The organism is Acidisphaera sp. S103 (genome assembly GCF_009765975.1).
Classification (GTDB): Bacteria; Pseudomonadota; Alphaproteobacteria; order Acetobacterales; family Acetobacteraceae; genus Rhodopila.
Genome location: NZ_LMUJ01000058.1, coordinates 35,650 through 48,017, shown reverse-complemented (window position 1 = coordinate 48,017; position 12,368 = coordinate 35,650). Strand labels below are relative to the sequence as shown.

The window sequence follows — 12,368 nt, the reverse complement described above, 5'->3', positions numbered from 1 at the left end:
GGGGGGGGTTGTGGCGCCGCCCGCCGCAAAGAAAGCGCCGGCGACGACGCGAAAAAAGGCGGCACCCGTGTTGAAGGCTGTTGGCGGGAAGGCCGCCCCTGTGAAAAAAGCCACGCGTGCGGGAACGGCGGTGCCAAGGAAAGCCGAACCTAAGCCGGTGGCGTGGTGGAAACCCGTGCCGTCGAAACAAGTTGGCGAGGCACCCGTTTCGGTACCGAAAATTGTCCGATCACGCGTGGGGCGGAAGGTTCTGGCTGCCTCCTGAAAAACCGCATGGGTTGCCTGGTGGCGGACGATGTGTAGCCTCGTGCCATCATCGTCGGCCATACAGGGAAGACATATCCATGCAGTTCGGCATTGCCATCCCAACCGCGGCCGATTCCTGGCGCCTGGTCCGGCGCGCCGAGGAACTCGGCTTCGGCCACGCCTGGTTCTTCGATACGCAGATGTTGAGCGCCGATCCCTTCGTTGCCATGACCGCCGCGGCGATGAAGACGTCGCGCATCAAGCTTGGCACCGGCGTGCTGATCCCGTCCAACCGCATTGCCCCGGTCGCTGCTACGGCGTTCGCCTCGCTGAACAAGCTGGCGCCGGGGCGCATCGTGTTCGGCGTCAGCACCGGCTTCACCGGTCGCCGGACGATGGGTCTGGGTGCGGTGAAGCTGGCCGACATGGAGGAATACATTCAGGTCGTGCATGCGTTGTGGCGCGGCGAGACCGTCGAACTCGCGATCGAAGGCAAACAGCGCAAGATCCGTCTGCTGAACCCCGAACTGGGGCTGATCAACACGGACGATCCCATCCCCACCTACATCGCAGCTTCCGGCCCGAAGGCCAGGGCACTGACCGCGAAGCTGGGCGCCGCGTGGATCGATGGTGTCGCCGATCCCGAACGCGGCGCCGCGTCGCTGGCTCAGATGCGGACGACCTGGCAGGCGGCCGGCCAGACCACCAACCTGACCGCGGTCGCCTGGATCAGTGGTGCGGTGCTGGAGGACGGCGAACCGGTCGATGGCCCGCGCGGCATGGCGCTGGCCGGACCACGTGCGGCAACGCTGCTGCACCGCGCCGCCGACACCGCACTCGCCGCCCACCCCACCCCGCTGGCGATGCAGCCGGCATTCGCCGAGTCGGTCGAAGGTTACATCGAACATGCTCGTTCATTCGAGCCGAAGGACGCCTACTATCTGGCGAACCATCGCGGCCACCTGATGTTCGTCCGCCCTGATGAGCGCCCGTTCATCACAGCCGAAATGATCCGGCGCACCACGTTTGTCGGAGCCGCCGCTGACCTGACACAGCGCATCGGTGCGCTGAAGGAGGCGGGCTTCGACCAGGTGGTGTTCTCCATCCCGCCCGGCCAGGAGCATGCGATAGAGGATTGGGGCCGTATCCGCCGAACATTTGGCTGAGCTCACTTCCCTTGACACGGCGGCGTGCCTGAACCTTGATCGGGCCGACACGAAGGGTGGGGAGCGATGACCCAGAAAACCAAGTTGCGAAGCAGTTTTGCCGAGGCCGTGGCCGACATTCCCGATGGCAGCACCATCGCGTTTGGCGGCTTCGCCATGCCCGGTACACCGTTCAATCTGATCAAGGCATTAATGGACCAAGGTGCCAAGCGCCTGACCCTGGTGGCCAACACCACCGGCGGCGCGCAACAGCCCCGGATGCCCGATATCGGCATGCTGGTGGAGAACGGCCAGGTCGCCAAGGTGATCTGCGCCTTCACCGCCGCCACACGCCCCACCGACAAGCTGCCGTTCACCCCCTACTACGAATCCGGTGAAGTCGAGGCCGAACTGGTGCCGCAAGGCACGCTGGCCGAACGGATGCGCGCCGCGGGGGCCGGCATCCCGGCGTTCTACACCCCGACCGCGGTCGGCACCGAACTGGCCGAGGGTCGCGAAACCCGCGTCATCAACGGCCGCGAATACCTGCTGGAATACGCCCTGCCGCTCGATTACGCCTTCATCCGAGCCCGCACCGCGGACACGGCCGGCAATTTGCGGTTTCATCGGTCGCAGCGCAATTTCGGTCCGGTGATGGCGACTGCCGCCCGTGTCACCATCGCCGAGATCGACGAACCGATCATCGCCGCCGGCGGCATCGATCCCGACGACGTCCATACGGCTGGTATCTACGTGCATCGGCTGGTGCAGGTGCCGCCGGCGCCTGACGGGTTGTGGCCCACCAAGCGGCAGGAGAGAAAGCGGTGAGCGGAACGAAAGGCCTGAACCGCCAGCAGATGGCGGACCGCGTGGCGCGCGAATTCCAGGACGGCTGGATCGTCAACCTGGGCGTCGGCATCCCGACGATGTGCTCCAACACCGATATCGGCGATCGCGATATTACGTATCATTCCGAGAACGGTGTCATCGGCTATGGCGGTGTCGCGGCTGAGGGTCATGAGGACCTGAACCTGGTCAACGCCGGCGGTCAGAATGTGACCCTGAAACCCGGGGCGGCGGTGGTGCACCACGCAGATAGTTTCGGCGTGATCCGTGGCGGGCACATCGATGCGACGGTGATGGGGGCCTATCAGGTCTCGATGACCGGCGATTTCGCCAACTGGAAGCTGAAGGGCCAGAAAGGCGGCGGGATCGGCGGCGCGATGGACCTGGCGGCCTGCGCCAGACGGGTGTTCATCATCCTGGAACACGTGACCCGCGACGGCAGCGCCCGGTTGGTGACCGCGTGCGATCTGCCAGTGACGGCACGTGGCGTCGTAACCCTGGTGGCGACCAATTACGGCCTGTTTGAGCCGACCCGCACGGGCTTTCTGCTGCGCGAGATCGCCCCCGGCCTGACGGTGGATGAAATTCGGGCGACGACCGGCGGTATGCTGACCGTGACGCATGGGCTGCGGGAGATTTCGATTTCGGGATAGCCAGCAATCGACCTGGGGTGGGCCGGTCCGCGAACGAACCGGCCCGATCCCCTAGCGTTTCCTGATGATGATCTTGACTTTTATGGTCACGATCACCAACAATAGCGCCAGGAAGTTAAGATGTTTCATCCATCCCTTCCTCCAGGTTGAAGCCGGCGGGTCATTCCGCCGGCTTTTCCTTTTTGACGGTAATGTGTGAACGAATGGTTTATAGGACCGGCCCTTACTTTCGGGGTTCGAACGTAACGCTCCTGTGTGCCTAAACCCGACAGCCACCCGTTTCCGCACCGAGCATCCCGGCCATGTTTACTGACACCGTCTTCGCCCTTGCTTCCGGCTCCATCCGCGCCGCCATCGCGGTCATACGCCTGAGCGGTCCCGCCACGGGGGCTGTGGTGGCAGCGTTGTGCGGCGGCTCCTTGCCTGCCCCTCGTCATGCCTCACTCCGCCGCTTGCGCGATCCGTCCGGTGCAATGCTCGACCATGCGTTGGTGCTGTGGATGCCCGGGCCCGGCACATACACCGGCGAGGATTGTGCCGAATTGCACGTGCATGGCGGCCGGGCGGTGATCGACGGGGTGGCGGCCGCGCTGACGAACGCCGGATTGCGCCCGGCGGAGCCAGGGGAGTTCACGCGGCGAGCGTTCTTGAATGGCCGCATGGATCTGGTGGAGGCGGAAGCGGTTCACGACCTGGTCGCGGCGGAGACCGAGGCACAGCGGAAGCAGGCGCTGCGGCAACTCGAAGGTGAACTCGGGGCGCTGTATCAGGACTGGGCTGATCGGCTGCGCGGCATTCTTGCGTATCAAGAGGCGCTGATCGACTTTCCGGATGAGGACCTGCCGCCGGAAGTCGAAGATCAATTGGTGACGACCCTGCACGTCGTCCGAACCGAGATTGGCACGCATCTGAATGACGCCGGGCGCGGGGAAAAGCTGCGCGAGGGATTGTTCTTTGCCATCACCGGTGCGCCAAATGTCGGCAAATCCACGCTGATCAATGCTTTGGCGGAACGGGACGTCGCGATCGTTTCGGAATTTCCGGGCACCACGCGTGATGTTTTGGAAACGCGGGTGGTACTGGGCGGCGTGCCGGTGACACTGGTGGACACGGCCGGGCTGCGTGAAACGACCGACAGCATCGAAGCCGAAGGCGTCCGCCGAGCCATCGCTCGGGCCGAGGACGCCGATCTGGTGCTGACGGTGGTCGAGGCGGGGTCGCCACCCGGCGATACGGCCGCCTCTCTCCTGATCGCTAACAAAGCCGACCTCGGCCTGCCGGGACCCGATGGCGCGTTGCGGATCAGCGCGAAAACCGGCCTGGGGATGGACGCCTTGCGCACCCGGCTTGCCGAGGCAGCACGCAAGATGACGGAGTCGAGCGGGCCGCCGCCGTTGACCCGGTTCCGCCATCGGGCGGCCCTACTGGAGGCGGCCGATCACCTGGATGCCGCCGAACACGCTGAACTGCCGGAGCTGCGTGGCGAGGACCTGCGGCTGGCGATGCGGGCGCTGGGCCGGATCACCGGTCATGTCAGCGTGGAGGACATTCTCGACACGGTGTTCTCGAAGTTCTGTATCGGAAAATAGCCGCCCCGCCGCACGGCGCGGCGCGATTTCGATAGCAAGGCCGCGACTTCATGAGCTGCTGACGGCGCTTTTACTCTACGGCTGCTCGCAGCCCCGCACCGGCCGCGAGCGGGCATAGTGGCAGGGCAGCCGCCAGCATCGCACCCAACAGCAGCAGGTGCGGCCGGGGGGAAAGGCCGCCTGTCGCCGCATCGGCCGCCGCCGCTCCGAAAATCAGCACTGGCGTTATAAGCGGCAGCACCAGCAGCGGCAGCAGCACGCCGCCCCGCCGAGCCCCAAGCACGATCGAGGCCCCCATCGTCCCGAACAATGACAACAGCGGGCTGCCGAGCAACAGACCAAGCAGCAGCGTCGGGAGGCCATCCTGCGGCATGCGCAGCATAATCGCGACCGGGCCAGCGGCCAGCAGCAGCGGCATCCCGGTCACCAGCCAGTGTGACGCCGCCTTCGCCGCGGCGATCCCAAAAGCCGGCAGGCCGGACAGCAGCAGAAGATCCAGCGAGCCGTCCTCCAGATCCGCCCCGAACAGCCGGTCCAACGGCAAGAGTGCCGCCAACAGCGCGCACACCCAGACAATGCCTGGCGCGATTCGTCCCAACGTATCCGGCGCCGGGCCGATCGCCAGCGGGAACAGCGATGCTGTCACCAGGAAGAACAACAGTACCGCCAGTGTATCCGCGCCGTGCCGCAACGAAAGCCGCAGGTCGCGCGACAGGACCGCCCAGAAAACCCGCATCAGCTCAGTCGCAATCCGGCTGCATCCGGCAGCGGCAGCGGTACATGCGTCGCCGCGACCACCATGCCGCCGCTGGCCCGATGCGCCGCCAAAAGCGTTCCGAACCGCTCGATCGAGCCGGTGTCCAGGCCCAATGTCGGCTCATCCAGCAGCCACAGCGGCGCGGTGGACAGCATCAGCCGCGACAATGCCAGCCGTCGCTTCTGGCCCGCCGAGAGCATCCGTGCCGGCAGTTCGGCCAATGCCTGCAACCCTAGCGCCGACAGCGCCGCGGCGATCGGCCGGTCGGATGCCGAAGCGGCGAAATGCAGGTTCTCCATCACCGTCAGTCCCGGCTTCACCGCGTCCTGGTGTCCGACATATGCCACGCGCCGTCCGTGTCCCGCCAGATCGCCAAGGGCATCGGCCCCATCCCACAGCACCCGGCCAGCCGCCGGCCGCACCAGGCCCGCGAGCAATCGCAGAAGCGTCGATTTGCCGGACCCGTTCGGCCCAGCCAGCACCAAGGCTCCACCGGACGGCACGGTGAACGACAAATCGTGGAGGACCAGCCTCTCCCCCCGGAACACCGCGATATCCTCGGCCGCTAGCACGTTTATCCCCCAATCCATGCCGCGCCGCACAAGCCCGATGGACGAACCCCGATGGACGACCGGGGGCCGGTGTGGTTAAAGCCCGCCCTTGGGAATATTTCATCCGCGGCGTGTTCGCCACCCCACGCCGCCATAACGGAAGGCACCCCGCGAACCGGGGCGTAATGGGCGCATGACCGCAGTCGGGCACGATACAATCAAATCACGCCGCACACTCACCGTCGAAGGAAAAGCGTACGACTATTTTTCGTTGCCCGAAGCGGCGAAGACCCTGGGCGACATCTCACGGCTGCCGGTCTGCCTGAAGGTCCTGCTGGAGAACGCCCTGCGGTTCGAGGACGGCCGTAGCTACAAAGTCGATGATGCGAAGGCGATCGCCGGCTGGCTGGAAAAGGCGTCGTCCACCAAGGAAGTGCCGTTCAAGCCCGCCCGCATCCTGCTGCAGGATTTCACCGGCGTGCCGGCGGTCGTCGACCTCGCCGCCATGCGCGACGGTCTCACCAAGCTCGGTGGCAACCCCCAGAAGGTCAATCCGCTGGTGCCGGTCGACCTGGTGATCGACCACTCGGTGATGGTGGACGTGTTCGGCCGAGCGGATGCGCTGCAAAAGAACGTCGATATCGAGTTTGAGCGGAATGAGGAGCGCTACAAGTTCCTGCGCTGGGGCCAGGACGCGTTCGACAATTTCCGGGTTGTGCCGCCCGGCACGGGGATCTGCCACCAGGTGAACCTGGAATACCTGGGGCAATGCGTCTGGACGTCCACCAATGGTGGGACGACCTTCGCCTATCCCGACACGCTTTATGGCACCGACAGCCACACGACGATGGTCAACGGCCTGGGCATCCTGGGCTGGGGCGTCGGCGGCATCGAGGCCGAAGCCGCCATGCTGGGGCAGCCCATCGCCATGCTGATCCCCGATGTGATCGGCTTCCGCCTGACAGGGAAGACCGCCGAGGGCGTGACGGCCACCGACCTGGTGCTGACAGTTACGCAGATGCTGCGCAAGAAGGGCGTGGTCGGCAAATTCGTCGAGTTCTACGGTCCGGGCCTGGATTCTCTGGGCCTGCCGGATCGTGCCACCATCGGCAACATGGCCCCGGAATACGGCGCTACCTGCGGCTTCTTCCCGGTGGACAAGATCGCCCTGGACTATCTGCACCTGTCCGGCCGTGACACCCATCGCATCGCGCTGGTCGAGGCTTACCTCAAGGCTCAGGGCATGTTCCATGAACCCGGCAGGCCCGACCCGATTTTCACGGACACGCTGGAACTGGACCTGTCCACGGTGCAGCCCAGCATGGCGGGACCGAAGCGGCCACAGGACCGGGTGCTGCTGAAGGATATCGCCACCAGCTTCAAGTCCGACCTGACCAAGAGCCTGGGCGTGCCGGCGAACGAGACCGGGACATCGGTCAAGGTCGAGGGCAAGAATTACGAACTGACCCACGGCGACGTGGTGATCGCGGCGATTACATCCTGCACCAATACCTCCAACCCCTCGGTGCTGGTCGCCGCCGGCCTGGTGGCGCGGAAGGCGCACGCCAAGGGGCTGAAGCCGAAGCCCTGGGTGAAGACGTCGTTGGCGCCCGGATCGCAAGTGGTGACCGAGTATCTGGACAAATCCGGGCTGACCGCCGACCTCGACGCGATCGGGTTCGAGACGGTGGGTTATGGCTGCACCACCTGCATCGGCAACTCCGGCCCGCTGGAAGACGCCATCGTCGATGCGATCGAGGACAACCGGCTGGTCGGCGCGGCGGTGATTTCCGGCAACCGCAATTTCGAGGGCCGGGTGCATGCCAACGTGCGGGCGAACTACCTGGCGTCGCCGCCGCTGGTGGTGGCCTACGCGCTGTTGGGCAAGGTGACGCTCGACATCACGACGGAGCCGCTGGGCATCGGCACCGACGGGCAGCCGGTGTATCTGCGCGACGTGTGGCCGACGAACAAGGAAATCGCCGACGTCATCGCGATCAGCCTGTCGCGTGACCAGTTCCTGAAGCGCTATGGCGAGGTGTTCAAGGGTCCGAAGCAGTGGCAGGCGATCGAAGTCGACGGCGACAATGCCACCTATCGCTGGAACGATGGGTCCACCTACGTCAAGAACCCGCCCTACTTCGATGGCATGACGATGGAGCCGGCTCCTGTTGGCGATGTCACCGGCGCCCGTGTTCTGGCGGAGCTGGGCGACAGCATCACCACCGACCATATCAGCCCGGCGGGTTCGATCCGAAAGGCGTCACCGGCGGGTGAGTACCTGGGCGAGCGGCAGGTGACCCAGGCCAACTTCAACAGCTACGGCGCGCGGCGCGGCAATCATGAGATCATGATGCGCGGCACCTTCGCCAACATCCGTATCCGCAATGAGATGCTGAAGAATGTCGAAGGCGGCATGACCAAGCATCTGCCTGATGGCAAGGAGATGCCGATCTATGACGCGGCGATGCTCTACAAGAAGGAAGGCGTTCCGCTGGTGATCTTCGGCGGCAAGGAATACGGCACCGGATCGTCGCGCGACTGGGCGGCGAAGGGAACCTTCCTGCTCGGCGTGAAGGCGGTCATCGTCGAAAGTTTCGAGCGTATCCATCGGTCGAATCTTGTTGGCATGGGCGTCCTGCCGCTGACGTTCAAGGAAGGCACCGACCGCAAGTCGCTGGGCCTGACGGGTGAGGAAATCATCGACATCACCGGGCTCGACAAGGCGATCACACCGCGGATGGACCTGTCGCTGGTGATCCATCGTCCGGACGGCAAGGTCGATACCGTGCCGGTGACGTGCCGGATCGATACGGTGGATGAGGTGGCGTACTACCAGAACGGTGGCATCTTGCAGTACGTGTTGCGTGGGATGGCTGCCGCGGCCTGATCGTCTTCAAGGAATTGAGCCGGAAAGGGGGGCGGGCAGATGATGCTCGCCTTGCCTTTTTTGATCGTGACCTTGGCCCCTGAGAGCGATTTTTTGGTATAGGCCGTCTATCACATGCATGCGGCTTGGCAGTTCACGATGCGAGGGTTCGTCGATGAACAGGCGGGGCAGGCCGTCGGAAACGTCAAACGCTCCCAGCAGCGTCCGGGAACTCCCAATTTGCTGGTAGATGGCCGACAGCAAGGAATTGCGCCATGCTAGAGACACCGCCGCTGTCCGCCGGGGGCGACGATCGGTCGGGCCTGGCCGCGGATCGGGGAGGCGTTTTCGGGTTTTCGCAATTGCGCCGGAGCGATGTGGTCTTCGTCGTGGCGCTGGCTGCGGTGTGTGGGCTTTCTGTGTTCATCGGCGTTGCCGGCCCGTTGGGCAGTTTTACGCACGACATATTCTTCTTGCTCGACAACGCATATCGGGTCGTTCTAGGGCAGGTCCCTGGTGGGGATTTTTCGTCCGCCTGGGGCCCGATCATGTATCTGATCGACGCCACCGGTCTGATGTTGTCCGGACTGCGACCGGCCGGGCTTGGTTACGCGAATGCCCTGTTCGGCGCTTTGCTCGCCATTTGGGCGTTTCTGATCGTCCGAAGCCGAGGATCGTCCGTGAGCGCATGCGCGGTCGGCATTTACACCGTTCTTCTGATAGCCGCACCGTTCCCTATTGGGAACAATCCGGTCGATTTCGGCTATGCCATGCTCTACAATCGCTATGGCTATGCGTTGTTCGGTATCGTGATGATGGAGTGCGCCGCGCATGCGCTGGCGGCGCGGGCGGGGGTTCGACACGGCACGGGCGGGGCGATTTCCACCGGCATCGCGGTGGGGCTGCTAGCGTTTCTCAAGATCAGCTATGCGATGGTCGCGATTCCGTTCGTCGCTGTCCTGGCGATTTGTGCTGGTGCCGGCGCCGGCGATTTGCGGCGACGGTTTCTTGGCCTGTGTGGCGGCTTCATAACATTGACAGTGATTGTCATGTGTTACTTGAGGTTCGACGTGATCGACATGTTGCGCGATCTCGCGACAGCCGCCACGGCACGCCGAGTGTCCCTGGAGCCATTGCGCCCTGTGGGTATTCTCGATTTGGTTCAAGGCGTTATTATTTTCATTTTTGCCGGTTCGCTGTTCAGCGGGGAACCGGCAGTCGATCGCGCATCGCGGTTTCGGTGGATTTTATTCGCGTTGCTGACGGTCGGGGCAGGGTATCTTCTCTTCATCTCGAACCAGCAGGTCGAAACGTTTCCGTTAAACGGTTATGCGGCGATTGTGCTGGCCGCTACGCCACTGGCGACTGGAAAAGCCATGAAATGGCCGGGCTTTTCGTCGAACTTTCCCAGGATGTTGCTGGTGGGGCTTTGCGTCTTGCCGTTTTGTATTAGAAACGTAATGTCGCTGGCAAGCGCCGCCCTGGAGTGGCCCAAGCTCCAACGAGTCGACGTCTCCCTGGCATCCCCGGAACGCGGTGCCGACCTGGTTTTTGGCACGGCGAGGGGGTCGATGAAAACCGGGATCATGGGGGTGGAATACGTCGAGGCATTGAACGACGGCCTGGCGTTGCTCCGCCGGCATTCAGGGCCCCGCGACGGCGTTCTCACTTTTGATGAGTTCAATCCCTTTAACTATCTTCTCGATCGCCCCTCTCCGCGAGGCGGGTTTGCCGCGACCGCCTACAACTATGTTTTTTGCGACGCCGCGCATCCCACCGCCGAACGATTCTATGGCAACGCATCGTATGTGATGGTCCGTAAATATACCCGAGAGGGCCAGGATAGCGTGGAAAAAGGCAATATCCTCGGTCTTATGCGGATTTACGGTTCGGCGTTGCGCTCGCATTTCACTGTCGTTGAAGAAACCGACCACTGGGTACTCTGGCATCGCGTCGAGGCATTTGGCGAAGGGACAACGAGATGACCCCGGCGCCATTCTGTCGCTGACGTGGAGCCGCCAGCGAACCCTGGCTGGGCCGGGCTAATTTCGACTGACGCCGGGAACAGACGGCCAGCCATTGCACGCGGGTGGCGCTACCGTCCGGTCAGCAACCGCTCCATCAACTGCTTTACCGTCGGGATGAAGCCGCTCGAATAGAACGGATCCTTGCCGAAGCGGTAGGCATTGTGTCCGCTGAACATCAGGTTGCGTTCCACCGCCGCCGGTTCGTCGCTTTCATGCGCGATGTCCTGCAGCGTCTTCTGGATGCAGAAGCTGCGCGGATCAGCCTTCTTGCCATTGGTGTAGTCCGGCTCATGCTGCGCCCAGTTGGAGAAGCGGCAGGAACTCAGGCAGCCCATGCAGGCGGTCTGGTCCTCCAGGATTTCCCGGGCCTTTTCCGGCGTCACGAAGATCAGCGTCGAATCGGGTGTGCGCAGGGCATCGGTGAAGCCTTGCCGTTCCCAGGCCAGGGCACGCTCGCGGTCGGCATAGGTCAGGTAGACAATGCGCTTGCGCGGGCCGACGCCGTATTCGGCGACATGCTCGCCGATGGTTTCCGTCGTGAAGGCGACCTGGCGTTCGCTGCGTTCGCGCAGTTCGGCGAGGAACCCGTTGCTGACGGCGCTGGAATAGAAGCCGGTTGGGCTGAAGCGGTTGAGGAAGACGTCGCCTTCCTTCAATGTCAGCAGGCGCTGCTTCCAGGCGTTGCCGATCGGGCTTTCCTGGGTCAGCAGGGGACGGGTGCCGAATTGGAAGGCGACCGGGCCAAGATCTGGGTTGTCGATCCAGCTTTCCCATTCTTCCAGGCACCAGACGCCGCCGGCCATGATGATCGGGGTTTCGTGCAGCCCGAAGTCGCGCATGACTTTGCGAAGCGCCATGACCCGGGGCAGGGGATCTTCCGGCCGCAGCGGGTCCTCACCGTTCGACAGGCCGTTATGACCGCCGGCGAGCCAGGGGTCTTCGTAGACGACGCCACCGAGCAGTTCCGCGGTCTTGGAATAGGCGCGCTTCCACAGCGCGTTGAAGGCTCGGGCCGACGAAATAATGGGATAGTAGTAGACGTTGAATCTGGCGGCGATGTCGGAAAGCCGATAGGGCATGCCGGCGCCGCAGGTGATGCCGTGGATCAGGCCTTTCGCCTGCTCCAGCACTTCGGTGATGATGCGTTCGGCCGCGCCCATCTCCCACAGGATGTTGGCGTGGATGCGGCCCTTGCCGCCGGTCACCTCCCACGCGCGCCTGGCTTGTGTCAGGGCGCCCTGGATGGCGTAGCTGACCAGTTCCTCGTGCCGCTCCCGCCTGGTGCGACCGTGATAGACTTGCGGAATCGCCCGGCCGTTCACGTCGAAGCTGTCGGCGTTGACCGCGCTGAACGTGCCGACGCCGCCGGCCAGCGCCCAGTTGCCGGCGGAAAGCCCGTTGGAGATGGAAACGCCTTTGCCGCCTTCCACCAGAGGCAGGACGTCAACCCCGCCCATCCGTATCGCGTTGATCGCTCGCATGGCCGTATGTCCCTCGTAAGGCCAATCCCCCCGGGAAGCCTGTGGGGTCCCTACGACCCCGTGTTTTTATGCTCCGTCAGGGGCGGCCTATCGGCGAACCGATAAGCCGCCCGCTGAAGGATGCAAGCGTTTACGTGTTATTACGAGCCAGATTGTTGTCTGGTTCAGTCGCCGATCACCGGTTGCTGCTCGCCCTCAGGGGCG

At 63.9% G+C, this 12,368-nt stretch carries 11 protein-coding genes; 6 read left to right on the top strand and 5 right to left on the bottom strand.

Annotated features, from left to right (window positions below):
- Positions 1–327 (bottom strand): hypothetical protein (locus GSQ89_RS38550; protein ID WP_216856253.1); only part of this gene is annotated, 327 nt, incomplete at its 3' end.
- 17 nt (positions 328–344) lie between these two features.
- Between GSQ89_RS38550 and GSQ89_RS18325 the strand changes: the two genes are divergently transcribed.
- The 4 genes from GSQ89_RS18325 to mnmE all read left to right on the top strand — a co-directional run bounded on the left by GSQ89_RS18325 (position 345) and on the right by mnmE (position 4,479).
- Positions 345–1,412: an LLM class flavin-dependent oxidoreductase gene (locus GSQ89_RS18325; protein WP_158927846.1), complete on the top strand. Its 1,068-nt coding sequence runs from the start codon at positions 345–347 to the stop codon at positions 1,410–1,412.
- A gap of 66 nt (positions 1,413–1,478) precedes the next feature.
- Positions 1,479–2,219: a CoA transferase subunit A gene (locus GSQ89_RS18320; protein ID WP_158927844.1), complete on the top strand. Its 741-nt coding sequence runs from the start codon at positions 1,479–1,481 to the stop codon at positions 2,217–2,219.
- Positions 2,216–2,890 carry a 3-oxoacid CoA-transferase subunit B gene (locus GSQ89_RS18315; RefSeq protein WP_254073266.1) on the top strand — a complete coding sequence of 225 codons (675 nt, stop codon included), beginning with the start codon at positions 2,216–2,218 and terminating at the stop codon, positions 2,888–2,890. Before GSQ89_RS18320 ends, GSQ89_RS18315 begins: the two co-directional genes overlap by 4 nt.
- Positions 2,891–3,192: 302 nt before the next feature.
- Complete coding sequence (gene mnmE, locus GSQ89_RS18310; protein WP_158927842.1) at positions 3,193–4,479, top strand: tRNA uridine-5-carboxymethylaminomethyl(34) synthesis GTPase MnmE; 1,287 nt, start codon at positions 3,193–3,195, stop codon at positions 4,477–4,479.
- 70 nt (positions 4,480–4,549) lie between these two features.
- On the opposite strand, the gene ccmB is transcribed toward mnmE, so the two are convergent.
- Both ccmB and ccmA read right to left on the bottom strand, forming a co-directional pair.
- Entirely contained in the window at positions 4,550–5,215 is a 666-nt protein-coding gene (ccmB, locus tag GSQ89_RS18305; RefSeq protein WP_158927840.1) for a heme exporter protein CcmB, read from the bottom strand.
- Entirely contained in the window at positions 5,215–5,826 is a 612-nt protein-coding gene (gene ccmA / locus GSQ89_RS18300; protein ID WP_174254894.1) for a heme ABC exporter ATP-binding protein CcmA, read from the bottom strand. The genes ccmB and ccmA overlap by 1 nt, the downstream gene beginning before the upstream one ends.
- A 154-nt stretch (positions 5,827–5,980) precedes the next feature.
- Here ccmA and acnA point away from each other — a divergent pair, with 154 nt between their 5' ends.
- Positions 5,981–8,677 (top strand): aconitate hydratase AcnA, encoded by a 2,697-nt coding sequence (gene acnA, locus GSQ89_RS18295; protein WP_158927838.1) that lies wholly within the window; start codon positions 5,981–5,983, stop codon positions 8,675–8,677.
- Between the two features lie 6 nt (positions 8,678–8,683).
- Here acnA and GSQ89_RS18290 read toward each other — a convergent pair whose 3' ends face one another.
- On the bottom strand, positions 8,684–8,920 hold the full coding sequence (locus GSQ89_RS18290; RefSeq protein WP_158927836.1) for a hypothetical protein: 237 nt from the start codon (positions 8,918–8,920) through the stop codon (positions 8,684–8,686).
- A gap of 125 nt (positions 8,921–9,045) precedes the next feature.
- Here GSQ89_RS18290 and GSQ89_RS18285 point away from each other — a divergent pair, with 125 nt between their 5' ends.
- Positions 9,046–10,641, top strand: a complete 1,596-nt coding sequence (locus GSQ89_RS18285; protein ID WP_216856252.1) for a hypothetical protein — start codon at positions 9,046–9,048, stop codon at positions 10,639–10,641.
- Positions 10,642–10,751: 110 nt separating this feature from the next.
- Here the strand turns inward: GSQ89_RS18285 and GSQ89_RS18280 are convergent, their stop codons facing one another.
- On the bottom strand, positions 10,752–12,164 hold the full coding sequence (locus GSQ89_RS18280) for a nitronate monooxygenase family protein (RefSeq protein WP_158927832.1): 1,413 nt from the start codon (positions 12,162–12,164) through the stop codon (positions 10,752–10,754).
- Between the last annotated feature and the right edge of the window lie 204 nt (positions 12,165–12,368).

What these genes read in the sequence shown, in the direction of transcription:
- mnmE (WP_158927842.1), top strand. Translation starts at nt 3,193, where the DNA reads ATGTTTACTGACACCGTCTTCGCCCTTGCTTCCGGCTCCATCCGCGCC.
- ccmA (WP_174254894.1), bottom strand. Translation starts at nt 5,826, where the DNA reads ATGGATTGGGGGATAAACGTGCTAGCGGCCGAGGATATCGCGGTGTTC.
- acnA (WP_158927838.1), top strand. Translation starts at nt 5,981, where the DNA reads ATGACCGCAGTCGGGCACGATACAATCAAATCACGCCGCACACTCACC.
- GSQ89_RS18325 (WP_158927846.1), top strand. Translation starts at nt 345, where the DNA reads ATGCAGTTCGGCATTGCCATCCCAACCGCGGCCGATTCCTGGCGCCTG.
- ccmB (WP_158927840.1), bottom strand. Translation starts at nt 5,215, where the DNA reads ATGCGGGTTTTCTGGGCGGTCCTGTCGCGCGACCTGCGGCTTTCGTTG.
- GSQ89_RS18280 (WP_158927832.1), bottom strand. Translation starts at nt 12,164, where the DNA reads ATGCGAGCGATCAACGCGATACGGATGGGCGGGGTTGACGTCCTGCCT.
- GSQ89_RS18320 (WP_158927844.1), top strand. Translation starts at nt 1,479, where the DNA reads ATGACCCAGAAAACCAAGTTGCGAAGCAGTTTTGCCGAGGCCGTGGCC.